Origin of the sequence: Rossellomorea sp. KS-H15a (assembly GCF_024195245.1) — a bacterium.
Taxonomy (GTDB): domain Bacteria; phylum Bacillota; class Bacilli; order Bacillales; family Bacillaceae_B; genus Rossellomorea; species Rossellomorea vietnamensis.
In genome coordinates this window covers 2,516,115-2,541,923 of the sequence record NZ_CP096886.1, presented here as the reverse complement: position 1 = coordinate 2,541,923, position 25,809 = coordinate 2,516,115, and the positions used below count along the sequence as shown (strand labels likewise).

The window sequence follows — 25,809 nt, the reverse complement described above, 5'->3', positions numbered from 1 at the left end:
AAGACTTCGCTTTCCTCGGGCGGAAGGCAAGCCTCCTCGTCGCTGACGCTCCTGCGGGGTCTTACCTATTCCGCTTTTCCCGTAGGAGTCTTCGTCTTGCACTCCAATCAAAAGCTAGATCCTGCTCTCTACAGTGTATAAACTTTAGCAAAAATTTTAAAAGTCCCGTTTCAAAATGGTTGTTATTCATACAAAGACTTTATAGTTCTCGGATGTTTTGATCATTCGGAGCAAAATGAGTCATTCACATCAGGTAAGTAAAAGTATTTATATAAGTAACGGTAATTGATCATTGGAACTTTATATTGGTTTATGCAATGGGACTCTTCAATGTTGCAGTGAAACACTTACGCTTGGAAAGTTGATTGGAGCGGAAGTTGCTCGACTCCTGCGGGAAACGCTGGACAGTAAGAAAAGCGGAGGCGGCTCGCCCAGCCCCGACAAGCATAAGATGAATGGGCCTAGAAGGCGTCTTTTGCCTTCTTGGTCCATTTAGCTTATGACCTCGAGGAGCTAGCCGCCGTAGCTAGACAGGTGAGACCCCGCAGGGCTTTTGAGTTGCCCCCCTATTGTTGGACACCCCAACCAACAATAGGAGGTGCCAGCACGTATGGCCAAGTTTACTCAAGAATCTAAACTGAAAGCTGCTAAACGTTATCTTAATGAACTCGTTAGTTATCGAGATCTTGCCAATCAAGTGGGGGTTGATCAATCTGTTCTGCGCTATTGGGTGATGTTAGTTCGTCACCACGGGGACCAAGCCTTTACCTTTCCCTATACAAACTATCCTTCTGCCTTTAAACTGAGGGTAATTCAATTTATTACGGAGAAGAATTGCTCCATTCGAGAGGCATCAGCCATTTTTCATATCCCAGACCCCTGTATGGTTCGTAGGTGGGTGAAAAAGTGGGAAAGAGCTGGAGAAGATGCCTTCGGATCATTAGAAATGAGGCCTTCTACAATGACATCTAACCATAAGAATAAGAAGATCAAAGATAACTCTTCTAACCAAACGATGGAAGATATGAAAAAAGAACTGGAATACCTACGTATGGAGAATGCGTATTTAAAAAAGCTAAATACCTTAGTTCAGGAAGAACCATCACCAACGAAATCAAAGCGAAAGTAGTATTTGAACTAAGGAACGAATTCCCGGTGACTAGAATGATAAAAGTAGCTAAGCTTCCTAAAAGTACTTACTATCACATCACAAAAAAATTAGACCAACCAGATCCTGATCGTAAATGGAAAAGAAGAATTAATTTCATCTATCATAGACACTCAGGACGTCTTGGGTACCGTCGCATTACGGACGTTCTTCAAGAAAAAGGTCACGATATTAACAAAAAGAAAGTTCTTCGGATCATGAGAGAATTGGGCCTTAAATGCATTGTGCGAATGAAAAAATATAAATCCTACAAAGGGAAAGTTGGCAAAGTGGCTCCCAACATCCTAAATCGTAATTTTAGAGCCGATAAACCTAATCAAAAATGGGTGACAGACGTAACGGAGTTCAAACTGTTCGGTCAAAAGCTCTATCTGTCCCCCATTCTAGACCTATTTAACGGAGAGATCATTACCTATACGCTCCAATCAAGGCCGACATTTGACTTGGTCGAGAAGATGTTAGAACAAGGATTAAAACATGTAAATGAAGACGATGAGCTCTTAATCCATTCAGATCAAGGGTGGCATTATCAAATGGCTCAGTACCGAAGGACACTGAAAAAACATAACATCACCCAAAGTATGTCTCGTAAAGGAAACTGTTACGACAACTCGGTAATGGAGAACTTTTTTGGGATAATGAAGTCTGAGTTCCTTTACTTACAGGAATTTGATAGTATCGAGCACTTTAAAGAAGAACTGAAAGAATACATGTATTACTACAATCACCTGAGAATCAAATCAAGGTTAAAACGAAAAAGTCCGGTAGCTTATCGAGTAAGTACTGAATTAGCTGCTTAGAAATTTAAGTGTCCAACATTATGGGGCCAGTGCATTTAGCCCGAGGAGGCTCACCGCCAGCCCCGCGGAAAGCGAGCAACTTGAGCTGTAATCAACCACTACTCACTACATCCAAAACCACCTGTATTTACGTATACAGCTAAATGATAAATCCGAACGATTTCGAATGATCGTTCGGATTTTCTTTTAACAAAACTCTTTTGTCTCAACCTCTTAGACTTGTTATGGTTTTAGTATCAATTGATCTCCTTTCGAGCCTGCAAGTGAGGTTTTATGATAATCTCCATTTACCCAAGCGTCAATTTGATCTTGATACCATTCACTCTTGTAATGACCCGCCTGTCCCGGGCCGACAATATGATAGCCGTTCTCCATATCGGAAGTATCGATCGCGAATCTCCATGAAGCTCCGTGATTCACGATACCTTCGTCATTATAACTTGCAGCTTCCACTGTGACCCTGCTCCCACCTACAGGTACAGGATCTTTTTCATTTAAGAACCTTTTTAAAATAGGGGAAGCGCTTGACAATGGATGTTCGAAGTAGACTCTATGGTACATTCCCCACTCCCATTCTTCCATGGAAGATCCATATGCTTCCTCAAGCTCGCTCAGTGCACCTCCAAGGGATTTAGCCAAAAATGTCTCGTATCCTTCTTGATCTGCAAACCACTCGGACTCCTCTCCTTTATGAGCTTTTCGGATGAGTTCATCCACAACACTTTGACGCCCTTCAAAGAGCTTCATCATATCATCCGGTACATCCTTTTCAAAAAGTCCCGTTGATATTTCGTTCATCCACTGATGAAAGATCAGGGGTGCAGCCAAATCTTTATCATCCAAATAATTCCATGATTTCAACATCTCAATGGCTTTCCTTTGATCACCATTCAATGAAACGGATTCCATATCCTTAATAAGGATAGGAACAAATTCCCGTGCATGCAAATTCAATTGATCCATTTGCAATGCTTTCATATCAGAAATCGTCAGATCACTTTTTCCTTCTAAGTATTCTGAGATTCTCATATATCGATACGGTTGTGCCCAGTGATGACTGATATGGTAAGGATAATCATCTGTTACAACTTTATTATTCGCTGTTGCCACATAGCCTGATTCAGGGTTGATCACTTTCGGAAGTTCGTCAAAGGGAATGAAGCCCTGCCAGTCATAATCAGGGTCCCATCCTGGAACAGGCAGTAGCCCATCCCCTTTTTTCCTGATCGGAATCTTTCCATTTGCCTTGTATGCAATCGTGCCATCTTTAGAAGCAAATACGAAATTCTGGGTAGGAACATGAAAGTCTTCCAAGGCTTCTTCGAATTCGTCCCAGTTCTTCGCCTTATTGATATTGATGATGGCGGAGAGCTCAAGACTCGGATCCAAAGCGGTCCATCTCATGGACATTACTTCTTTTGCCTCATCTTGATGAGCAAACTCCGAAATCACCGGCCCATGCCTCGTTATGGTGACTTTATAAGGTATGGTCCCACCATCTTTTACCTTGATCGGTTCTTGTACGATGGTTGCCTTTTCCCATTTCCCATCATACAAAAACAGATTGGGATCTTCCTCGCTACGCTTTTCAATATACAAGTCCTGTACATCGGGACCTGTGTTGGTGACCCCCCATGCAATCTGTTCATTATGGCCCAGGATAATCCCGGGAATTCCGGCAAAGATCACTCCACTTACATTGACTTCAGGTGATTCGAGCTGCATTTGATACCATATGGAAGGTGTCCCCAGTGATAGATGTGGATCATCTGCCAGTAATGGCTTTCCGCTTTTTGTCTTATCTCCGCTGACAACCCAGTTATTGCTTCCGTTAAATTCCGGCGGTATGACTGCTGCAGCGAATGATTGCTTGAAATCAATCTGTAACTCTCCTATATCTGAGAGAATGGTAGGTGCATCTTTCGGATAAGTCGGAAACAGGTCATAAGCCTTCTCCTTCGACAGATTATCCAACGCCCAGTACCTGAAGGCCTGTCCCTGCCAATGCCCCCCCAAGTCGAAAGCCATGTATTTCCCTATGGTCAAAGAATCAATCGGTGTCCATTTCTCAGGTTTGTAGCCTAATAGAGTGAATTCAATAGGGAGCCTTCCCCCATCCTGGGCTTCTTCCATGTATGCATTGACTCCCTCGGCATACCATTCCAGAAGCTGCTTTGCTTCATCCGGATAGGCGGTAAAGGATACCTCCGCTGCCCTCCTCAAACCAAATGTACGGAAGAACTTGTCCCGATCAACCGCCTTCTCTCCGACGACTTCACTCAGTCTTCCCGATGCCTGGCGCCTGCTTAGATCCATTTGGAACAAACGATCCTGCGCTTGAACATATCCTTGTGCCATATAAAGATCTTTTTCATTTTGAGCATGAATATGCGGCACGCCATCGTTGTCTCTTATGATTGTCACTTCCTTTGATAATCCCTTCAGTGTAAGGGTTCCGGTTGTAACGGGAAGGGACCTGTCAATATAATAATTTGCAAAGATCAACAGTCCGAGGAGGATAAACAATATACTCCCTGCGGTCCACAGCGTTATTTTCAGACGTTTATTCTTTTTCTGATGCTGAAGCTCAATGCCTCCATCCATTCTAATATCCCCCAGTTTATATATAGAATTTTCTGAAAAATGATTATATCTTTAATATTAGCCCTTCAGGAGAAAAATCCTGCTCTTAAAAAGGAGAATTTTCATAATGGACGAATCAACAGCTAAAAAAAAAAAGCATTCGATTGAAAGGGGATCAATTGAATGCTTGTGATTTCTTACCTTATTTTAGCAATGATTCCATTATGAACTTTAATGTACCCGTGCTGTAAAATATCCGCCCCATTTTCATATAAATACAGACCCATCTGTTCGATGGTCATCAATTCCCTGTACGTGTGGTTCATCACATCCGCCATCACTTCGTAATAGACTTTGGATTTAAGCTGAGCCCTTGGTGTAGTCAGGACCATGTATCCATTTGGCTTCAAAAATTTCCGATGCCACTCTATCACTTCTGACTTATAATCATCGGGAAAATGTTCTAATAGCCCAACACTCAAAACGATGTCAAACTCCCTTCCGAACGATAAGTCCCTGATATCCGAGACGATGTATGTTGTCTTAAAGTCACCTTTATAATACGTTTTCCATCCACCTGTGGAGGGATTTGGCCCGAGGAAGGGGTACGTTTCCGGAAATTCCCGATACCGGATATCACGACAAAACGAATCATAATCGACCATCACGATTTCACTGCCGGGATAGAGGGCTGAAAGCTGCATGGCTTCATACCCTTCAGCTGCCCCTAAAAATAATATTTTCGGCTTAACGACATCCAGTCCGCTGAATAAGGCCCTCTTCCCCCTGGGATCCCACACACCATCCTGAATTCTGTGCACATAATTCCAGAGATGCAGCCTGAGGTGATCCCCTAATGCTTCCGTGGATTCTTTTATATTTAATTTCAAAGCATTCCTGACGATGCGACTTCTACTTTCCTTCGTTTCTGCAGGCACATCTTTCACAAACCATTCATGGAAAGAGCGATTAAACATTTCCCAAGACGTATGGACGGGTAGTGATTTTCCTTTTTCTTTTTCCCAATCCTTTTTTTCTTTAGCAAAGGACGTCACCTCATAAGGCCGACCAACGTCCTTCCAAGTTAATGTGGACCAATCCCTGACCCCCTTCAACTTTACAAATTTATTATATTCCTTTTCAGAAAACTGCCTTTTATCCACTCGATAAGATGCCGTCAAATATGTTTCTTCCTGAACAGATTCATTGTTTAAAGACGTTTCAACTTCAATCATACTTCTTCCCCCTCAAAAAAAGAGCGCTTACATCCTTTCTATATACATTAAAGAAAAGACTTGAAAATCCTCTATTAGCATGAATCTTCATCTGGTTACCATAATATTATTATTGTAACTTTTCATAGAAACTCCTCTTCGTTTATCCGTATTAGGATTATGGGTAGAAGATAGTCAGGAGGTGAGGGTCTTGAGTTTTGATTATGACATTGATTTTGATTCCATTGATTTTCGTAAATACCCTGAAAAATACCGTGTAGGCCGCGGGGAACAAGGCGTTTTACTTGTAGAGCCCTATAAAAGCGAAATCCTTCCAGAATGGCGTTTTAAAACACCGGATATTGCAGAAGAATCCTCAAGTACCATTTATCGCATGTTTCTTCAATATAAGGAGGAGAATGATTTTGTGGGAATGGATATGGCAAGGAAATTCCTTCAGATGGGCTATACGAGGGCCAGAAGGTACGCCAATTATCCTGGGGGAAAAAAATACGATAACGATGGGGATATCAATGATCGAAAGATAGATGAACAGAAAGCTGAATCAGCCGCCATATTTGAGGAGAAATGGAAATTGGCGAGAGAGGATGAAGACTATCTGACAAGAAAAAAGGAACATCAAAACAAATATGGTTGAATGGGGATGAACCTTGTAAAGGCTCATCCCCATTCATTCCATTACATAATCCGTTTAAACATTTTTTCCATTTCATAGGTGGAATAATGAATGATAATCGGTCGACCGTGAGGACAGGTAAATGGATCGCTGGTTCTTCTTAATTCATCCAGCAGCGCCTGCATATCCTCATTCCTCAAATGATGATTTGCTTTAATGGATCCCTTGCAACTCATCATAATGGCTGCTTCTTCCCTGAGCTTTTTAATATCGACCTTGTTCATCTTGATGATCTGCTCAATCATGTCTTCGATGGTTTCCTGCTCTTCCCCTTTAGGAAACCACTGTGGATGGGCACGTACGATGAAACTGTTGTATCCGAAGTCCTCAAGGAAAACCCCTACTTCTTCAAGGAGAGAACGTGATTCATTGATCTTTATATACTCATCCGTGGAGAACTCAAGTGTAAGGGGAACAAGGAGTTCCTGAAGCTCTTTCGCGACCTGCCCCACTTTCTCTTTATAAAATTCATACTTTATCCGTTCCTGAGCCGCATGCTGATCAATGATATAAAGACCACGTTCATTTTGGGCGAATATATACGTACCATGCATTTGCCCGACAAGATAAAGAGTGGGAACCCTGGGTGTTTCCTTTTCCTCGTCGATATCTTGTATAGGTTGTTCCCGGGATTCTTCTTCCTCGACAGGGTACCGTTGAAGAGGTTCCTCATTTGATCCGATGCTGTCTTCCGCCTCAATGACAGGTGGCTGCGGCTCATACAGCTTCACCATCTCTTCTTTAGACAGCAACGGCTCCCGGACGGAGTCACTGTTCCCATATCTACCTTCTGGTCGCTTAGCGGCGTGATCGAGATTCATGTATGTCTGCTCCGACTTCGGTTGAGCCAGTTTAGGTGAGAGGGCTCCTGACGGAATCAGTTCCTTTCCTTTAAACACCCTCTTGATTCCTTCCGTCACCAACGCATTGAGCTCTGCTTCCTTACTGATGCGGACCTCCATTTTCGATGGATGCACATTCACATCCACCAGGATCGGGTCCATCTCGATACTAAGGAGCACGATGGGATGTCGTCCGATGGGGAGAAGTGTGTGATATCCTTCCCCGATCGCTTTCGCCAGTGCATAGTTCTTGATGAATCTCCCGTTGATCATCGTCGAAATGTAATTCCTTGATGCCCGGGTGACCTCAGGAAGGGAAATGAATCCTTTTACTTTAAAATCAAGGGACTCCACTTCGATCGGTACCATCTTCTTCGCTATCCCGACTCCGTAAATCGCGGCAAGGACCTGCCGGACATCCCCATTTCCATTCGTGTGCAAAAGCGATTTACCGTTATGGAGAAGCTTGATCGAGACAAAAGGATGGGCAAGGGCAATCCGATTCACTACATCCGTTATATTCCCAAGCTCCGTATGAATGGTTTTCATGTATTTTAACCGTGCAGGTGTATTGAAGAACAGTTGTGAAACTGTGATGTCCGTTCCTTTTCTGGACGACGTGCTTTCGATCGAATGGACTTCTCCACCTTGGAGTTCAATACTCGTACCGGGACCTTCACCCGTACTGGTTTTCAATGTGAAATAAGAAACAGAAGCAATACTCGGAAGTGCTTCTCCCCTGAACCCCAACGTACGGATCCGGAATAGATCATTTTCGTCTTTGATCTTACTCGTTGCATGCCGCTTAAAGGCTGTTTGGACATCTTCCTTCTCAATTCCATCGCCATTATCAATGATGCGTATGGATTGTAAACCAGCTTCCTCGATATGGATTTCGATGACGGTCCCACCTGCATCGATGCTATTTTCAAGGAGTTCTTTCACCACAGAAGCCGGTCGTTCCACCACTTCCCCTGCTGCGATTTTATTAGAAAGGGAATCATCAAGCTGAAATATTTTCACCACAGTTCCACCTCCTTATTGCTTTAACTTCTTTTGGATCCCGTATAATGTATTCATAGCATCCAATGGCGTCATTTCAAGGATATCCAATTTTTTCAATTCCTCTATACATTTCTTTTCTTTGGAATTCAGTTTCTCCTTCTTTTCCGATTTTTCTTCTCCAAAAAAGGATAGCTGAGCCAAATCTTCTTCACTTGTTCCCCGCTTTTCTACAAACGACTCCCTTGAAGCCGCTACTTCATTGGAAGATGAAGGTTCTTCCTTCCGTTCAAGCTCAAGAAGAATTTCATTCGCTCTCTGAATGAGGGCCTGTGGCAGTTCAGCGAGTTCTGCAACATGTATTCCATAACTTTTGTCCGCCGCACCCTCTTTGATTTTATGAAGAAAAACAAGTTTTCCATTTTGCTCCATCGCACTTACATGAACATTTTTCACTTTTGCCAACTCTTCCTCAAGAACCGTTAATTCATGGTAGTGAGTGGAGAATAAGGTTTTTGCCCCGATATGTTCATGGATGTATTCAATGATTGCCTGTGCCAATGCCATCCCGTCATAAGTGGATGTGCCCCGTCCAATTTCATCGAACAGAATCAGACTTTGTTGAGTCGCGTGAATGATGGCATTCTTCGCCTCAAGCATTTCTACCATGAATGTACTCTGACCGGAGATCAAATCATCCGCAGCTCCAATGCGGGTGAATACCTGATCGAATACAGGAAGATTTGCCTCACTTGCAGGCACATAACACCCGATCTGGGCCAGGATGCTCGTTAGGGCCACCTGTCTCATATAGGTGCTTTTACCCGACATATTGGGTCCAGTGATGAGAAAGACTTCTCTTTCCTCGTCCATATAACAATCATTCGGAACGTACTCCTGGGCACCCATCACCTTTTCCACCACGGGATGCCGTCCATCCTTCAGGATGATCCTTCTTTCGTCATTGAAAATAGGCCGGGTGTAATGACGTTTCTCGCTGACTGTAGCAAAGCACTGTAGAACGTCCAGTTCACTGACAAGTTTCGCCAGTTTTTGCAGGCGCGGGATAAATTCCTTTACCCTTTCTCGTATTCCAATGAATAATTCATATTCTAAATCCACACTCTTTTCATCAGCCTGGAGGATGAGGGATTCTTTCTCTTTCAATTCCGGGGTGATGAACCGCTCCGCATTGGTTAAAGTCTGTTTCCGTTCATAACGTCCTTCTTCCAAGTGCTGCAGATTCGCTCTCGTTACTTCGATATAGTAACCAAATACCCGATTGAATCCTACTTTAAGTGACCTTATTCCTGTCCTTTCCCTTTCATCGCGTTCAAGCTTCGCAATCCACGACTTACCATTTTTACTCGCATCACGATATTGATCCAGTTCCTCATGATATCCATCCTGAATCAAACTTCCTTCTTTTATAGACAAGGGGGGATTTTCGATCAATGCCTTTTCGAGAAGATCCGTCAACTCTTCACAAGGGTCGAGCCTTGCGACAAGCTCATCCGTTGCATCATTTTCCAGCGATTGGATCAATTGCTTTAAGACGGGGATCTGTTGCAGGGATTTTTTCAACTGGATCAAATCACGTCCATTTACATTTCCGAAGGCGACGCGGCCAGCCAGCCTCTCGAGATCATACACTTCTTTCAGTCGTTCTCTCAGATCCTGCCTTTCAAAGAAGCGTTCCATTAACACCTCCACCACTGTCTGACGCCTTTCGATTTCCTGTTTGTTTATGAGGGGTCGATCGATCCATTGCTTCAAAAGTCGGGCACCCATCGCGGTCATCGTTTCATCCAACAACCAAAGAAGTGACCCTTTCTTCCCTTTGGAACGGATGGTTTCTGTCAGCTCCAGGTTCCGCTTCGAATAATAATCCATTTTCATAAACTGGTGAAGCTGATACGTTTCCACGATTTGCAGGTGATCCAAACTCCTTTTCTGTGTTCGGAATAAATAATGGAACAGGAGTGAAGAAGCTTGGATGAGTTTCCCTTGCTTCAGTGGTTCCACCAGATGGGTGAAAGCATGTCCTGGATTCGATTCCTGCTCAAAGGATAAGGTAACATCGGTTCTTTCTTTGATCCTGCCCTGAATTTCATCAGAAAGATCAGGATGGATGACCACTTCTTTCGCCCCGATGGTGGCTAATTCATTCATCAACGCCTGGAGTCCTTCTGAAACGACCGTCACCTTGGTTTCACCTGTTGTAAGGTCACTATAGGCAAGTCCATACGTATCATCATCAAAAGCGGTGACGGAAGCAATATAGTTATTTTCTTTGTCATTCAGACCTTTCCCATCCATCACCGTGCCTGGTGTAATGAGCTGGACGACTTCCCTTCTCACTACCCCTTTGGCTTGCTTAGGATCTTCGGTCTGTTCGCATATCGCTACTTTAAATCCTTTATCGATGAGCTGCTCTATGTAATTAGGAGCAGAATGATAGGGTACACCGCACATGGGAATTCGTTCCTTTCCACCCCCATCACGGCTTGTTAAGGTTATTTCAAGTTCCTGGGATGCCTTGACGGCATCATCAAAAAACATTTCATAAAAATCGCCTAAACGAAAAAATAAAAAGGCATCCTGGTATTCTGCCTTTACTTGTAAGTATTGTTTTATCATTGGAGTATATTGTGTCATGGTTTCATTCAAACCTTTCCAAGTAAATCTGCTATTCTCGACTATTCATTATATCATACAGATCAGGGTTGAAGCATGTAGTAGATTGAGGAAGCACATGATGTATTGTCCTGTAATCAAAAAAAATCCGCTTCCCATTTTCAGAAGCGAACTTTCCTTTATTTATTCAGCTTGCTTGGCGATAGTTGCTTCATCTTGTAAACAAGCGGACTTTGATTTTGGTTTATACACGAACTTATATAGCAGGTACCCAACCAGGAGCACAGCCCCTCCGATGAGAAGATAGGTCTGAATATGACTCATCAAGGATTGAACGGACTTCAAGTTACCATTTTTCCCGACTATTAACATCGTGAGGGTGATCGGGAATATCCCTATAAAGGTTAATCCTCCAAATTTCCACTTATTCACTTTACTGATACCTGCAACATAGGAGACATAGTTACCGATGCCGAGGGGTCTCGTAATCGCAATACTCCACAATCCACATTTCCGAAACCACTTCTGCCCCTTTTCAATTTTCTTCGAACTGGTTTTTTCCTTGATCTTATCCTTCAGTTTAAACCCGATACCATAAGGGATGAAACTAAAAATGGTATAGATGGCACTGCTGGTGAGCGCTAATATTAATAGCTTCATCGGGGATGGATCCAAGACGTATCCATAAGTCAGCGTCACAAGGGCGCCTGGAAAAGGCAATGAGGACGCTTCAATGGCATTTCCAGCGAATAACCCCCACATTCCCAACTCCTTAATTAATTTCATGACAAACTCCAACATCGGTCTTTCCCTCCACGATTCATTTATATACTCTTTTCCCTCTATCACCTAATGAAAACTCATATAAAGGATAAGATTTCACCCACTGGAGGGAATTAATGTTAGCTGACTCGTACATTAATGGATTTCATCAGCGAATGTTGGACCATCTATTTTCCATTGATCCTCCAATGAATCCCTGTGTATATAAAAAACAGCATCCTTTTCCCCCTGTGAATGATTAGACCTGATCCATTTCACCTTGAATGGTACTTTCATCGCCACAAGAGCAGGCAAGTCCTCAACGGGGAGTATGGATCTTTGGGTAATCCGGAAATGTTCCACCGAAGCAAGTGCCTTTTTAATTGAACGTTTGTTTCCCGTCATTACTTTTGAAAGAAGTCCTTCATCGTGCTGATTAATGGCAATCTCAAGTACACTGATCAATTCATATGGATCCATGCGGTACAGGAAACTGTCCAATTCCCCACCTGCTTTCAATATCATGACTTTATGGGCTAAGTCAGGTGTGGGGGTCTTATGCGTCGTACTTCCGTAGAAATGGACACAGAAGTGCCCTGGAAAATTATTTTGGAGTGCTCCGGCACCATGAGGCATTCCATTCATGGAGGCAGAGATGAGCTGGTCATGAACCAGTACCAGAATGGCACGACGATCCCAACTCCACTTTCCCCCATAAATGGCTTTCATTATTTTCGTGTCTTTTTCTGTGACCGGCTGAACATCCGCATGTTTACTTCCTGCCCTTCTCTGCACGTTGAAAGACAATCCTGTATCTATATCAATAATCGTAAAATAAGAGTGGTTTGGAATGATTTCCTTTACTTGTTCCCATGGAAGTACCTCTACTTGAAAACTCGGAAAGGCATCGGCGGATTTTACTCCAAAGGCAAGGAACATGGACAGGACGATTGTGAATCTCATCATAAAAAGCATGTACGAAACCTCATTTTTTCTCTTAGTTTTGGTCACCTTGTTGGAGGTTCATTCGCTCAATTTTTGGAAATGGCAGTCGAACATGAAATAGCTTTTTTATACGGATACTACCCATGAAAGGGAGGATTCATATGCTTTTACTTAAACTGACTGCGATTGGTATGCTAGTGTTTCCGGCAATGGGAAGTCATGATCACTTACATATCCAGTCACCAAATGACACACCCATTTCAGTTGACCGCCACTACCTGAAAGTACCATTACTGGATGAGCCATTAATGAATGAGAAACACTATGAAGATGTTGTTTCAAACGTCCAGAATAGGGTCTACACCCCTCCACAAAATGCCTATATAAATAATCATAACCGGATCGTACCCGAAGAAGCCGGTTATAAGCTTCATGAAAGAAAATTCCGTGGTCTGGTCGAAGGTTTCCTGTTATCAAAGGGATCGGGAGTGATCGAACCTCCTTTGTTGACGTTATATCCAAAAGTGGACAGTGAAATCCTCTCTCACATACGAACACAAAAGATCGGGCAGTATGTTACGTTCTTCAATAAACGTAATGAAGAGCGAACGCAAAATATTACCCTGGCAACCAAAAAAATCAACAATACGGTCGTGTTTCCAGGGGAAGTATTCTCTTTTAATGGCGTGGTAGGAAAAAGAACGAAAGAAAAGGGGTATAAAAAAGCCCCAGTCATTGTAAGGGGGGAACTTTCAGAAGATATCGGGGGTGGTATCTGCCAGGTATCATCAACCTTATATAATGCCGTAGATCAAGCGGGCGTAACCATATTGGAAAGGTATCACCACTCAAAACGAGTGCCTTATGTCCCTGAGGGCAGAGATGCTACCGTGAGCTGGTACGGACCCGATTTCACCTTTAAAAATGCTTATAATCAGCCCCTTCTCATCCGGGCAAAAATTGCAGGCGGGCAAGTGATCATAACCGTGCATTCATCTGACCTTATCAATGTAAAAAAAAGAAAGGTCCCAAGCGCCTCACGGGAATTACCCCAGGAAAAACAAGTCGATCATTCCATACAAAATTAAAGGCATCTGCACTTGCAGATGCCTTTAACCAAATTATTTAAGGTGTTGAATCCCCTTGATCACAGTCGATACCAGTCGTTCCAGATCTTCTTCTTCGATGTTCAACGGAGGTGATATGGTCAGGACATTGTTGAATCCTGCCACGGTCGCACCATTTTTTCCGATGATGACTCCATTCTGTTTACAATATCCTATGACTGCGTTAACTTTATCCAGTTCCAATGGCTTCTTGGTATCCTTATGAGTCACCATCTCAATTCCGATCAATAATCCCTTCCCTCTGACATCCCCTACATAGGGTTGATCCTGGAGGTGATTTTTCAAGGAATTCAATGTTTTTTCCCCCAGGTCTTTTGACCGTTCAAAGAGTTTCTCATTTTCCATGATTTCAATGTTCTTCAAAGCCAGTGCACAGGCTGCAGGATTTCCACCGAATGTGTTGATATGACGAAAATAATCATATTCTTCAGATCCCTTAAAGGCTTCATAGATCTCACGCTTTACAGCAGTGGCGGATAACGGAAGATAGGCACTGGTGATACCCTTGGCCATTGTGATGATATCTGGCTTTACGTCATAATTCATAAAGCCGAATGCCTTTCCGGTCCGTCCAAAACCACAAATCACTTCATCTACTATTAAAAGAGCACCGTGCTTCACACACACCTCTTTGGCCGCCTTCATATAGCCATCCTGCGGCATTAGGATTCCACCGCCAGTAATAATTGGTTCCATGATCAATGCCGCGACTGTTTCACTTAGTTCCCATGTCATGGCCTGATCAATCGCCTTCACTCCTGGAAGATCGTGGGGATCCTCCCCTGTCACTTCATCACGGTATGCGTCGGGAGGAGCAATGTGATGAAATCCAGGCGCTAATGGTTCATACTTGAATTTACGCTGAGCCTGCCCTGTAGCAGCCAGGGCCCCCATGGAATTACCGTGATATCCTCTATACCGGGAGAAAATTTTATATCTTCCGTGCTCACCGTTTTGTTGATGATATTGGCGGGCGATCTTAAAGGCCGTTTCATTGGCTTCAGATCCACTGTTGGAGAAGAAAATCACATATTCATCACCAAGTAATTGATTTAACTTCTCAGCAAGTTCAATGGCCGGCTGATGACTTTGTGTAAGAGGAAAGTAAGCCATTTTCTTTAGCTGTTCGTAAGCTGCCTCTGCTAACTCCTGTCGTCCATACCCAACGTTAACACACCATAATCCTGCCATACCATCAAGATACTTCTGTCCATCCTGATCAGTTATCCACGATCCGTGAGATTCCGTCACAACCATCGTTCCCTCGGGATTATATGGTTTCATGGAGTGCCAAATGAGTTTCTCGTCCTGCTTCAACCATACATCTTGAGAGTGACCTGCTTTTACCATGAAAATTCCCCCTAACCTTGATTAAAAATCAAATCGAGAAGTGATCATTTTCTTCCTAGTATAGAAATTTACTCCGTCCTTCCCATTTACATGCATATCTCCATAGAAAGAGTCTTTCCACCCTGAAAACGGGAAGAATGCCATTGTCGCAGGAACCCCCACATTAATACCCAGCATCCCTGCGTCTGCTTCCTCCCTGAACTGTCGGACGGCGCCGGCGTCTTTCGTGTAGATCGTAGCCCCATTACCATATCTTGACTGGCGGATGTAATCCAGTCCCCCGTCCAGATCTTCAGCTCTTAGAAGGCTGAGGATAGGTGCAAACATTTCTTCTTTTGCAATCGTCATTTCTGGTGTCACATGGTCAAAGATCGTTGCCCCCAAGAAGTTCCCTTCCTTGAAATCTTCCATCTCTTTACGGCCATCCCTAATGAGTGACGCTCCTTCCTGTATGCCTTTTTCTATATAACCGAGAGTCTTCTCCCGATTTTCCTTTCGAATGACCGGAGTCAGCAGCACTTCCTCATCCATCCCGTTCCCTATACATAATTCGTCTGCCTTTTTATTTAAAGCCTTTACAAACTCTTCGTTGTCTCCAACCACCACTACTGCACTGCATGCCATGCATCTCTGTCCTGCACTGCCGAATGCTGAACTGATTATATGTTCAGCCGCTTTATTGAAATCTGCATCAGGCATGACGATATGATGGTTCTTTGCCCCTGATAGTGCCTGCACCCTTTTTCCTTGTGAGGCGGCTTGTTGATATACATATTTCGCAACAGGCTGGCTTCCGACAAATGATATGGCCGCAATGTCCTTGTTCTCCAGTAAGCCATTTACCACATCGTGGGCACCGTGCACTACGTTGAAGACCCCATCAGGCATTCCCGCTTCCGTTAACAGCTCTGCAAGTCTATTGGCTAAGATCGGGGTTCTTTCAGATGGCTTCAATACGAACGTATTTCCACAGGCGATGGCAAGGGGGAACATCCATAACGGGACCATCATCGGGAAGTTGAACGGAGTAATCCCCCCTACAACACCTAGTGGATAGCGGAACATTTCGGAGTCAATATCTTCCGCTATCCCACTGAGCGTCTCTCCCATCATGAGAGTGGGTGCTCCGCAAGCGAATTCCACACATTCTAGTCCACGCTGTACTTCACCATACGCTTCTTTGAATGATTTCCCATTCTCCTGCACCACCAATCTGGCCAGTTCATCGTGATTGTCTGAAAGCAGTGTATGATATTTATACAGAATTCGGGCACGTTTTGGCACCGGGGTCTTCTTCCATGTTTCTGAAGCATGCTTCGCAGCTTTTACCGCCATCGCCACGTCTTCTTTAGTAGATATCGGAACCCTCGCAATTTCTTCATTTGTGGCTGGATTTAAGACTTCCAATGTTTGTGAGCTGAGGGAATCCACCCACTTACCCCCAATGTAATTTTTCAATACTGCTACCTCTTTTTTTATTACAGTCATATTCAGTTCCTCCTTATTATTTTTTAAAAATACCCCAAAGAAGTTCAGAAATTTCTGTATACTCGATAGTTTCATTATGAAAGAAAACGTCAGGTCATTCATTAGACATTGTGTAACATAACCCGGGAGTCACGTTTGACACTTTATCTGAAAGCTGCCTCTAATGTATCTTTGCCTTCTTCAATAAACTTTGAGGCTGCAAATATTCATGAGCCGCCAATAGAAATTCGATGGTCACCCGTTTATCCGATCTCATGAAATCCTCGCCAAGCATATCTTCTATTTTCTTCAGTCGATGATAGAGTGTTTGTCTCACGATAAATAATTTTTTGGAGGTTTCTTGCTTTGACCCCTGACAAGACAGGAAAACTTTAAGTGTTTTCAATAAATCCCCATCGTGGTCCCTGTCGTATTTTATTAACGGGGAAAGAAATTCTTCTATCATTTCCCACATGTTCACATTCTCGTTGACGATTGAAATCAATCTGAATAAATGAAGGTCATCAAAGAAACAATATTGGTCTCCTCCATCGACTTTCGTTCGAAACGCAAGGGTATCTTTCGCCGTTTCATAGCTTCTATGAATATCCATCATCTCGAGCTGATATTTACCTGTGGCAAATATGGCACCTGACGACTTTCTGAAAAATCCTGATTTTAAAATCTTTTCATAAGCACTGATCAATCGTGCCTTCCAATCACCGGTTCTCCGGGTATCAAGGAGAATAAAGACTAAATCATGATCGATCCTTTCGGGCACCACTTTGAATCCATATTGTTCAAATATGCTTTTTGTTACTAGATTGAAGAAGGTTAAGTCAAGCATTTCTTTATCAGCCAGTGTATTCATCTTGCAAATACATACGACACCACCATGAATCGATACGTTTAGGTCATCCATGAAAGCGGCAAGTCCCTCGTATGATTGATCTCCTTTTAACCAGGACATGATCCACTTTGATTCTTCCAAGCGTTTTTGTTCATCAAAATACAATTCCCTCATCCAATATTGAGCAAGGGCGGTGGATGTCCGGTCAAGTATGAGCAGCTCATATTCACTAAACGGATGATTGTACCTGCAGATGCAAAGCTCTGCATACTCCTGATCAAATAGGATGACCTTCGTTGAAGCAACGTGATGATCTTTACTGTCTTTGCTTTTATAATAGTTTTGCAGGAAGAGCTCTTCTTCAGACGAACACATTAAGGGATGAACCTTAACATCTTGTTCTTTCAATTGAAAAAGTACCGGTACATTCAATTCTTTATGTAATACTTGAAGGATATCCCTGCAGTGCTTGACTGACAACAGCAATTTATTCAGGTTTTGAGCATAGAAATCAAGTTTCTTGATCATCTCATATTGCTGATTGATGATTACGGCGTGTATATCCTGGGTGATACTGACAAACGGGACTTCTTTTTCAAAAACAATGATGGGAAAATCAAATTCATCCGCCCATTCCAATACAGCTGCTGGTATGGTAGAGATATTCGTATCAAGTTCGATACAAAGGGCCGCTGCATCACAAGCTCCCAACTGTTGAATCAATGATAGGAAACTCCCTTCCTCCTTCAAGGCAAGACCAGTTGAAAGAATCAATTCATTCCCGTTAAGAAGATTTTTAATAGAAGTGACTTCGACAATGTGTACCCATTTTACTTGTCTGGAGAGACCTCTGTGTCCAGCCATCACCTTAGCGTGTTCAAAGTACTTTCTTTCCAGGATATCTTTCACTGAAAAATAGAAATGACTTTTCATCCTTCTCTCCCTTTTTGTTTGGCGTAGTAAATGGAGAAAAAGGATTGGTAGAACCAATCCTTCACTCCTCTTCGGTATGGGGGATTGCAAACTGTATCTCCTCCCCCCACCACTTCACTAATTGTTCGTCAGTCAAGTGATTAGAAGACAAGACGGATAATACCCAATGTATTAATTCATCCGTCGTTTGCATATTTCCGGGGGCAACCGTCAACTCTTTGTCTGCGGGCAGATCCCTCATGCCGCTCGGCCCCCTTTCAATGTTGTGCTTGAAATAATAGATTTGAAAAATACTTTCGTGCATTCGCCGTTTTTACATGCAAAGTGGCGCTTCTCTTATTTTCAGTATGTTTAAATACAACAAAAGCCCCACTGAGATTTTCAGTGACCTTTTCTATTTTAAAACCCTTTTGCAGAAGAAAATCTATCTTGTCTCTTTCGCTTAAGAACTCTTGATAATCGGACATTTCGACACCCTTTCATCATCCTATTTGGTACCACTTTCGCCCACTCAAGATAAACTTGTACCTGTTGGGGATTTTTCGATAACGTTTTCCTCTGCTTCTTCAATGATCCAATCACGGCCTACGGACATTCCCAGATACTTCTCATCACTGGGATCGGAAAGTTCTGCCTGCTCATACTTCTTGAACCACCAATACTTAGCCAAAACGTAATAGCAGAGGGCTCCTATACCAAATCCAACCAGAAACGAGAAGTTAGGAACGAAATATGAAGCGACTGCCCCAAGGATCCATGATATGAAGCCAGCAAGATTGATACCTTTCATATAGCTGAATTGTCCCCTGTCTTCATATAATGCGGGGACATTGACCCGGCGTTTTCTTATAAAATAGTAATCTGATATCAATATTCCGACGATGGCGGATAATATCCCCCCTACAAACAGCAGAACGGGAATGATGATATCGAAAAGGTTCCATGGCTGGACTATCGTCCCCACGACCCCGGCTGTCAACACTCCAGCCCAAAAAGGAAATTTGGGTCCCCCTACATTTGAAAAAATGGTGGCTGCAGGTACTATATTAGCCGCAATATTCGTAGACCATTGTGCCAGGACGATCATCAGGAGCAGGACACCTAAAACAAATCCGCTTGCCGCCTCCTGCAGGGCAACTACAGGATCATAATTCAGTACGGCTATATACGAAATACCGCCGATTAATACCATAAATGCTTGTGTAATCGGAAGGGCTATAAGATTACCTATGAGTGCACTCCGATTTCTCTTGAACCAATTCCTTTCATTGCTTGGAGCCTTCATGAAGCGTGAAATGGAAGGAATATCTGCTGAAAGTGTGGCCCAAAATCCCATATTACTAAAAATCACAACAAGGAAAGCAGTGAATGTGGCTGCCCCCGTCACCGGACTTTCAACCCAGCTCCAGATATCTCTTCCCTGGGAGGCTGCGGAGTCTGATAATGATGAATACATCCATACTGAGATGAGAATGATGACTGGAGCGGCAAGGTCCGCAAAACGTTCCACAGCTTTAATCCCAAGTGCCGTATTCACCAATTGAAGAATCGCAAAAATCATGAAGCAAACAAACCAGTTATCAAAACCTGATAATATATTAAGAATTCCGTTCATCGCGGTAGCCCCGAAGTATGTGTTGATTCCGAACCACATGGAAGCAGCCAGCCCTCGAACCACGGATGGAATATGCGTCCCGATCGTTCCGAAGGGCGCTCTCATGTATACAGGGAAGGATAAACCATGTTCGATCCCTATATCGCCTGTTAAGGTAATAAATAATCCAATGGCAAGGGATCCTATGATGGTGGCTAAAACAACAAGGGGTAATGGTAACGATACGACGCCTGCCCCACCGATTGCGAAGGTTGCAAGTACGACGACCATCCCCACCCACATAAAGGAATAGCCAAGCTTTGTAACTTTCCTTTCACTTTCTTTGATAGGCAATAGATCAGGAGACTTTAAGTAACTTCTTTTCAACATGAACACCCCACTTTGTTTGCTTCGAATGGCTTTACCAATCTTCTTAACAAGAGAGGCGAGCGGGCGCAGTCCCTGCACCCGTCTCGCGAGGAGTCGTTCTAGGATTAGGATGGATGTTTATCTATATGGTTTTCAGCTCTTAGTGGATTGAAGTGCTGCACTCTCTTCATTTACCAGCAGGTCACCGTATTTCGCTCTCTTAATATATTTGCCGGTACCCTGCTTTCCTACAAACTTTTTATCTTTGATGACATATTCACCCCTGGATAATACAGAAACCGGTTCGCCTTTGATTTTCATGCCTTCAAACGGGTTATAATCTGCTGCCATATGATGGGTCGCAGCAGAGATGACTCTTTCTGCATCCGGATCAAAGATGACGATATCTGCATCCGATCCAACGGCAACGGTCCCTTTCTGAGGATACAATCCAAACAATTTGGCACTCCTTGTTGACATGATATCTACAAACTGATTCAAGTTTATGCGTCCTTTTCCCACCCCTTCTGAGAATAATATGGATACACGGTCCTCAATGATCGGTCCGCCATTCGGAATTTTAGTGAAATCTTCTTTTCCTAGATCCTTCTGTCCCTGGAAATCAAAAGAACATTGATCAGATCCCAATGTTTGGAGCTGCCCGCTTTTCAATGCATTCCATAAAACGTCCTGATGCCACTTTTCCCTGAGTGGAGGTGACCATACGTATTTGGCCCCTTCAAAGTTGGGGCGCTCTAAATAGGTTTGGTCAAGTACAAGGTATTGTGGACATGTCTCCCCCCATACATTCAACCCTTTACTCCTCGCCGCTGAAATCTGTTCCACAGCCTCCGAGCACGAAACATGAACAACATATAATTGGGAATCGGCTAATCCCGTTAATTTAGCTGCTCTGCCGGTGGCTTCCCCTTCAAGTTCAGGAGGTCTCGTCAAAGCATGATAAATCGGTTCCGTTTTCCCTTCATCTAATGCCTTCTCGGTTAAGTACTCAATGACATCTCCATTCTCTGCGTGAACCATGACGAGTCCCCCGAGTTCCCTTGCAGCAACCAGTGTTCTGAATAGGGTTTCATCATCTGCCTGAAATACATTTTTGTACGCCATAAACACTTTGAACGAGGTGATGCCTTCCTGCTGTATGACATCAGGCAGCTGAGAGAGTACCTCTTGATTGATCTCCCCGATCATCAGGTGGAAGCTATAATCGATAACGGCTTTATCCTTTGATTTTGCATGCCATGTATCGATGGCACTTTGAAGAGTTTCTCCTTTATTCGTTAAACAGAAATCTATGAGGGTCGTTGTCCCACCAAATGCAGCGGCGATTGTTCCCGTTTCAAAGTCATCCTTTGAAACCGTGCCACCAAATGGCATTTCCAGATGTGTATGGGGATCGACTCCTCCTGGAAAAATGAATTTTCCACTTGCATCGATCACTTCAGCCTCTCCTGGATCAAACCCTTTTCCAATCGCTGCAATCTTTCCGTCTTGTATCAGGATATCTGCTTTATACGTATCGGTTGCTGTGACAATCGTTCCATTTTGAATGATCTTTTCCATTACGGTACCTCCTGGGTTATTTTACTGCATTTACTTTAGAGCCCGACAGGTTACTCATGACTGCTTGACGTTGGTTCCAGGTCATCGGCATCTGACCACTCGGAACTTCAATCATGTCTATGGCACCATCAACCGGACAGACAATCGAGCATAGGTTACATCCGACACAATCTTCCTCCCGCACCTTTAGATAGCTATTTCCATCAGGATCCTTCAGCATATCAATACACTGATGAGATGTATCTTCACATGCAATGTGACACTTATTACAATTGATGCATACGTCATTATTGATCTGGGCAACTACGCTATAATTCAGATCCAGATTACCCCAATCGGAAAATCTAGGCACTGACTTCCCGACGATCTCCTGAACGCTTGATATTCCTTTTTCATCTAAATAATTACTCAATCCATCCAGCATATCCTCGACAATCCTGAAACCGTGGTGCATGGCAGCTGTGCATACTTGCACCCCGGAAGCACCCATGAGCATGAACTCAACGGCGTCCTGCCAGTTCGACACTCCCCCCATGCCTGAAATCGGGACATTGATCCTCGGATTCCTGGCACATTCTGCCACCATGTTCAAGGAAATAGGTTTCACTGCAGGCCCGCAATAGCCACCGTGAGCTCCCTTACCGGCTACATGAGGAATGGTGTTCCAAGAGTCCAGATCCACTCCCGCAAGACTATTGATCGTATTGATCATACTGACAGCATCCGCTCCGCCTCGGACGGCTGCTTCGGCTGTCACGGTGATATCTGTTATATTGGGTGTCAGCTTAACAATGACCGGTGTCCTGGCCACTTCCTTTGCCCAATGAGTTTGCTTCTCGACCAGCTCAGGTACTTGACCGGAGGCCGACCCCATCCCGCGTTCAGCCATCCCATGGGGACATCCGAAATTCAGTTCCAATCCATCAACGCCTACATCCTCCACTTTTTTGACGATTTCATGCCACTTTTCCTGCTTCGGCTCCACCATTAGTGAAGCAATGATGGCGTGATTCGGGAATCTCTTCTTGGTTTCATATATCTCTTTTAAGTTCACTTCCAATGGACGATCCGTAATCAGTTCGATATTGTTGAAACCCGCTACCCTCTGGCCGTTAAAGCTTACGGCTGCGAACCTGGAAGAAACATTTATGATAGGTTCACCCAACGTTTTCCAAACCGCACCTCCCCAACCAGCCTCGAAAGCCCTTTGAACCTGATACCCTGAGTTCGTTGGCGGAGCAGATGCCAACCAAAATGGATTAGGTGATTTGATCCCCGCTAAATCTATGCTTAAATTCGCCATGGAATTCCCCCCTCTTTAACAGTTTTAATTCATTTTTACTGTCGAACAGATCTCATGTAAATGGTATGCTGCCTGCTTCCCTTGCTCTGCTGCCGTAACAACCATCGCCTCCCCGATACCTTTACCGAATACAATGTCCCCACAGGCAAAAATCGTAGGATTCGACGTTTGAAAAGTACCGGGATCAACCTTCACCACTCCTTCAGAGTGGTCCAACCCGAATTGTTCAATGAGTGTAAGATGACGGGTCTGTCCTATGGCTTTAATGACAACGTCAACAGGTAAAATGAATTCGGATCCATTAACCGGAATGGGGCGCCTTCTTCCATCAGTCCCTTGTTCACCAAGCTCCATCTTGATACATTCAATCCCTGTAACCACTCCTTTTTCATTTCCGATAATTCTTTGGGGTGCCGTCAACCAACGAAATTCCACACCGTCCTGCTTGGCAAATTCGTATTCGAAATCATAAGCTGTCATTTCTTCTTGAGTACGCCGGTATAATATTTTCACATTTTCTGCACCTAGTCGAATGGAGCATGTGGCTCCATCAATGGCTGTGTTTCCTGCACCGATCACCACTACTTTTTTACCGATGTACTCGTGATTCAACTTGCCGCTTTTGGTGGTTTTCACAAACTCGATGGCATCATGCACGCCTATCAGTTCTTCTCCTTCAATCCGTAAGTCCGGTACACTTGACATTCCTGCAGCCAGGATGACAAAGTCATGGTTCATTAGGATTTCCTCGGCAGAAATATCCTGACCCACTTTTACACTTGTACGGATCTTTACATTCAGTTTCTTTACCTGTTCCACTTCCCAATAAGAAATGCTCTGAGGAAGGCGGAACGAAACGATGCCATAAGTATTTAAGCCCCCCGCTTCGTTTTCAGCCTCATAAATCGTTACATCATATCCAAATCGCGCAAGTTCCCTTGCTGCAGAAAGCCCTGCCGGTCCCCCTCCGATGATTCCGACTTTCTTTCCGTTAGGCTCTCCCGCTTCAAAGAGCACAGTGTCATTATGTCTTGCCCAATCTGTTGCATAGCGCTGAAGATCGCCGATCATAATGGGTTTGGTTGAAGAATTAAGTACGCATGCTCCTTCACATAGCTCCTCTGTCGGACAGACCCTTGAGCAGCTCGCCCCAACGGGATTGGCAGACATGATTGTCTTAGCGGAACCCTTTAAATTCCCTGAGGCAATCTTTTTGATAAATGATGGTATATCGATGCTTGTCGGGCAGGCTTGAATACAAGGTGCATCATAACAGTACAAACATCGATTCGCTTCCTCCAATGCCTCCCTACCCGTTAACCCCTTATGGGTTTCCTGAAAATTCTTCTCGAGATTGAGTAATGAAAGTGTGTTAGACAAACTGACTTCCCCCTCTTCATTTCCGATTAATGAATCAAAATGATGGAGCACTCCTTATCGTTCCAGCTTGGTTAAGGAAGTAACGCCGTCATATCGTTATAGGTTTCGGGTCTCCTGTCACGGTAAAACTGCCACGTGTCCCTTACTTCCCTTAATAACTTTTTATTCATTTCCCCGATGATCACTTCATCCTGATCCCTGCTTCCAACTGAAACAAAGCTCCCTCTCGGATCGACAAGATAGGACTGACCGTAGAATTCACCCATATTCCAGGGACCTTCATATCCGACACGATTGATGGCTCCCAAATAGTACCCATTTGCCACTGCATGCGCAGGTTGTTCAAGTTTCCATAAGTATTCGGAAAGACCCGCTACGGTCGCTGACGGATTAAAGACAATTTCTGCCCCCTTCAACCCTAATAAACGTGCTCCTTCAGGGAAATGCCTGTCATAACAAATGTAGACCCCTACCTTGGCATAAGCCGTATCAAATACCGGATACCCAAGGTTTCCAGGTTTGAAATAATATTTCTCCCAGAACCCGTATCCTTCCTCCCCGACACCCACGTGAGGGATATGCTGCTTTCGATATTTGCCCAAGTATGTTCCATCTGCGTCGATGACAGCTGCCGTATTATAGTAGGTTGCTATTCCTTCCCTCTCATAGATCGGCAGGACGATGACCACACTCAGCTCTTTGGCCAACTCCTGGAATTGTTTTGTAGTCGGACCATTCGGAATTTCTTCTGCAGAGTCATACCATTTAGGATTTTGCTCTGAACAAAAGTACGGCCCATAGAATATCTCCTGCAAGCATATGATTTGAGCACCTTTTTTCGCTGCATCCCTCACTAGTTCCACATGCTTTTTGATTGCATTCTTTTTATGGACGTCCACTGTTTCATTCCCGTCCACATCATGAGAAGCCTGAATGAGTCCGATTGTAACCAAATCTGACATTCCAATTCCCCCATTACATTAAGATTTTTATTAAATAGTAAGCGCTTTCATTGTTATAGTTTCATATATAAACACTTACTAGATTTCACTGCCCTTAAATAAATTCTGAATTTTTACTATTTTCACTTAATTTTAACCCGTACTAAAATAGATTGCATTATACATTTTGTAACACGAACTACCTTCGCCATTTGTCATTATGTATTGTCCTATATTTATGAGCCTTCTTGTCCGTTTCTCATA

At 43.6% G+C, this 25,809-nt stretch carries 19 protein-coding genes; 3 read left to right on the top strand and 16 right to left on the bottom strand.

The genetic code is table 11. The features are described from left to right. Positions 1–610: 610 nt before the first annotated feature. Positions 611–1,968, top strand: a protein-coding gene (locus M1J35_RS12905) for an IS3 family transposase (protein WP_254651394.1) whose coding sequence is annotated in 2 segments (ribosomal slippage) — positions 611–1,082 and positions 1,082–1,968 — 1,359 coding nt in all. Because the reading frame shifts where the segments join, the coding sequence is not laid out codon by codon here. Between the two features lie 222 nt (positions 1,969–2,190). Here the strand turns inward: M1J35_RS12905 and M1J35_RS12900 are convergent. Both M1J35_RS12900 and M1J35_RS12895 read right to left on the bottom strand, forming a co-directional pair. Continuing rightward, positions 2,191–4,560 (bottom strand): penicillin acylase family protein, encoded by a 2,370-nt coding sequence (locus tag M1J35_RS12900; protein WP_254653753.1) that lies wholly within the window; start codon positions 4,558–4,560, stop codon positions 2,191–2,193. A 188-nt stretch (positions 4,561–4,748) separates the two neighbouring features. Further along, complete coding sequence (locus M1J35_RS12895) at positions 4,749–5,786, bottom strand: class I SAM-dependent methyltransferase (RefSeq protein ID WP_254651393.1); 1,038 nt, start codon at positions 5,784–5,786, stop codon at positions 4,749–4,751. A gap of 190 nt (positions 5,787–5,976) precedes the next feature. On the opposite strand from M1J35_RS12895, the gene M1J35_RS12890 reads away from it, so the two are divergent. Continuing rightward, positions 5,977–6,423, top strand: a complete 447-nt coding sequence (locus tag M1J35_RS12890; RefSeq protein ID WP_254651392.1) for a DUF4385 domain-containing protein — start codon at positions 5,977–5,979, stop codon at positions 6,421–6,423. 41 nt (positions 6,424–6,464) lie between these two features. Here the strand turns inward: M1J35_RS12890 and mutL are convergent, their stop codons facing one another. From mutL to M1J35_RS12870, 4 genes are all read right to left on the bottom strand, one after another. Next, on the bottom strand, positions 6,465–8,330 hold the full coding sequence (mutL, locus tag M1J35_RS12885) for a DNA mismatch repair endonuclease MutL (RefSeq protein WP_254651391.1): 1,866 nt from the start codon (positions 8,328–8,330) through the stop codon (positions 6,465–6,467). 12 nt (positions 8,331–8,342) lie between these two features. Next, the gene (gene mutS, locus M1J35_RS12880; protein WP_224520183.1) at positions 8,343–10,964 is read right to left on the bottom strand and encodes a DNA mismatch repair protein MutS; all 2,622 of its coding nucleotides are present in this window, start codon (positions 10,962–10,964) and stop codon (positions 8,343–8,345) included. Positions 10,965–11,126: 162 nt separating this feature from the next. Next, the gene (locus tag M1J35_RS12875; RefSeq protein ID WP_254651390.1) at positions 11,127–11,729 is read right to left on the bottom strand and encodes a DedA family protein; all 603 of its coding nucleotides are present in this window, start codon (positions 11,727–11,729) and stop codon (positions 11,127–11,129) included. A gap of 132 nt (positions 11,730–11,861) precedes the next feature. Continuing rightward, on the bottom strand, positions 11,862–12,671 hold the full coding sequence (locus M1J35_RS12870) for a hypothetical protein (protein WP_254651389.1): 810 nt from the start codon (positions 12,669–12,671) through the stop codon (positions 11,862–11,864). 140 nt (positions 12,672–12,811) lie between these two features. On the opposite strand from M1J35_RS12870, the gene M1J35_RS12865 reads away from it, so the two are divergent. Next, on the top strand, positions 12,812–13,738 hold the full coding sequence (locus M1J35_RS12865; RefSeq protein ID WP_254651388.1) for a VanW family protein: 927 nt from the start codon (positions 12,812–12,814) through the stop codon (positions 13,736–13,738). Positions 13,739–13,771: 33 nt separating this feature from the next. On the opposite strand, the gene M1J35_RS12860 is transcribed toward M1J35_RS12865, so the two are convergent. The 10 genes from M1J35_RS12860 to M1J35_RS12815 form a co-directional block, all read right to left on the bottom strand. Then, on the bottom strand, positions 13,772–15,127 hold the full coding sequence (locus tag M1J35_RS12860) for an aspartate aminotransferase family protein (protein WP_254651387.1): 1,356 nt from the start codon (positions 15,125–15,127) through the stop codon (positions 13,772–13,774). Positions 15,128–15,148: 21 nt separating this feature from the next. Then, the gene (locus M1J35_RS12855) at positions 15,149–16,615 is read right to left on the bottom strand and encodes a CoA-acylating methylmalonate-semialdehyde dehydrogenase (protein WP_224520188.1); all 1,467 of its coding nucleotides are present in this window, start codon (positions 16,613–16,615) and stop codon (positions 15,149–15,151) included. A 160-nt stretch (positions 16,616–16,775) separates the two neighbouring features. After that, on the bottom strand, positions 16,776–18,377 hold the full coding sequence (locus tag M1J35_RS12850) for a PucR family transcriptional regulator (protein ID WP_254651386.1): 1,602 nt from the start codon (positions 18,375–18,377) through the stop codon (positions 16,776–16,778). A 61-nt stretch (positions 18,378–18,438) separates the two neighbouring features. After that, positions 18,439–18,618, bottom strand: coding sequence for a hypothetical protein (locus M1J35_RS12845; RefSeq protein WP_224520190.1), 180 nt, complete (start codon positions 18,616–18,618; stop codon positions 18,439–18,441). A gap of 16 nt (positions 18,619–18,634) precedes the next feature. Next, a complete protein-coding gene (locus M1J35_RS12840; RefSeq protein ID WP_034759965.1) occupies positions 18,635–18,844 on the bottom strand; it encodes a hypothetical protein in 210 nt (69 codons plus the stop codon). A 44-nt stretch (positions 18,845–18,888) separates the two neighbouring features. After that, on the bottom strand, positions 18,889–20,361 hold the full coding sequence (locus tag M1J35_RS12835) for an NCS1 family transporter (protein WP_034759968.1): 1,473 nt from the start codon (positions 20,359–20,361) through the stop codon (positions 18,889–18,891). 132 nt (positions 20,362–20,493) lie between these two features. Then, positions 20,494–21,921 carry a dihydropyrimidinase gene (gene hydA / locus M1J35_RS12830; protein ID WP_254651385.1) on the bottom strand — a complete coding sequence of 476 codons (1,428 nt, stop codon included), beginning with the start codon at positions 21,919–21,921 and terminating at the stop codon, positions 20,494–20,496. Positions 21,922–21,937: 16 nt separating this feature from the next. Continuing rightward, the gene (gene preA / locus M1J35_RS12825; RefSeq protein WP_224520192.1) at positions 21,938–23,224 is read right to left on the bottom strand and encodes an NAD-dependent dihydropyrimidine dehydrogenase subunit PreA; all 1,287 of its coding nucleotides are present in this window, start codon (positions 23,222–23,224) and stop codon (positions 21,938–21,940) included. 24 nt (positions 23,225–23,248) lie between these two features. Next, a complete protein-coding gene (locus tag M1J35_RS12820; RefSeq protein ID WP_254651384.1) occupies positions 23,249–24,604 on the bottom strand; it encodes an NAD(P)-dependent oxidoreductase in 1,356 nt (451 codons plus the stop codon). Positions 24,605–24,675: 71 nt separating this feature from the next. After that, positions 24,676–25,566 (bottom strand): nitrilase-related carbon-nitrogen hydrolase, encoded by an 891-nt coding sequence (locus tag M1J35_RS12815; protein WP_034759979.1) that lies wholly within the window; start codon positions 25,564–25,566, stop codon positions 24,676–24,678. Positions 25,567–25,809: the final 243 nt, after the last annotated feature.

What these genes read in the sequence shown, in the direction of transcription:
- M1J35_RS12895 (WP_254651393.1), bottom strand. Translation starts at nt 5,786, where the DNA reads ATGATTGAAGTTGAAACGTCTTTAAACAATGAATCTGTTCAGGAAGAA.
- mutS (WP_224520183.1), bottom strand. Translation starts at nt 10,964, where the DNA reads ATGACACAATATACTCCAATGATAAAACAATACTTACAAGTAAAGGCA.
- M1J35_RS12875 (WP_254651390.1), bottom strand. Translation starts at nt 11,729, where the DNA reads ATGAAATTAATTAAGGAGTTGGGAATGTGGGGGTTATTCGCTGGAAAT.
- M1J35_RS12870 (WP_254651389.1), bottom strand. Translation starts at nt 12,671, where the DNA reads ATGATGAGATTCACAATCGTCCTGTCCATGTTCCTTGCCTTTGGAGTA.
- M1J35_RS12865 (WP_254651388.1), top strand. Translation starts at nt 12,812, where the DNA reads ATGCTTTTACTTAAACTGACTGCGATTGGTATGCTAGTGTTTCCGGCA.
- M1J35_RS12860 (WP_254651387.1), bottom strand. Translation starts at nt 15,127, where the DNA reads ATGGTAAAAGCAGGTCACTCTCAAGATGTATGGTTGAAGCAGGACGAG.
- M1J35_RS12855 (WP_224520188.1), bottom strand. Translation starts at nt 16,615, where the DNA reads ATGACTGTAATAAAAAAAGAGGTAGCAGTATTGAAAAATTACATTGGG.
- M1J35_RS12850 (WP_254651386.1), bottom strand. Translation starts at nt 18,377, where the DNA reads ATGAAAAGTCATTTCTATTTTTCAGTGAAAGATATCCTGGAAAGAAAG.
- M1J35_RS12845 (WP_224520190.1), bottom strand. Translation starts at nt 18,618, where the DNA reads ATGAGGGATCTGCCCGCAGACAAAGAGTTGACGGTTGCCCCCGGAAAT.
- M1J35_RS12840 (WP_034759965.1), bottom strand. Translation starts at nt 18,844, where the DNA reads ATGTCCGATTATCAAGAGTTCTTAAGCGAAAGAGACAAGATAGATTTT.
- M1J35_RS12835 (WP_034759968.1), bottom strand. Translation starts at nt 20,361, where the DNA reads ATGTTGAAAAGAAGTTACTTAAAGTCTCCTGATCTATTGCCTATCAAA.
- hydA (WP_254651385.1), bottom strand. Translation starts at nt 21,921, where the DNA reads ATGGAAAAGATCATTCAAAATGGAACGATTGTCACAGCAACCGATACG.
- preA (WP_224520192.1), bottom strand. Translation starts at nt 23,224, where the DNA reads ATGGCGAATTTAAGCATAGATTTAGCGGGGATCAAATCACCTAATCCA.
- M1J35_RS12815 (WP_034759979.1), bottom strand. Translation starts at nt 25,566, where the DNA reads ATGTCAGATTTGGTTACAATCGGACTCATTCAGGCTTCTCATGATGTG.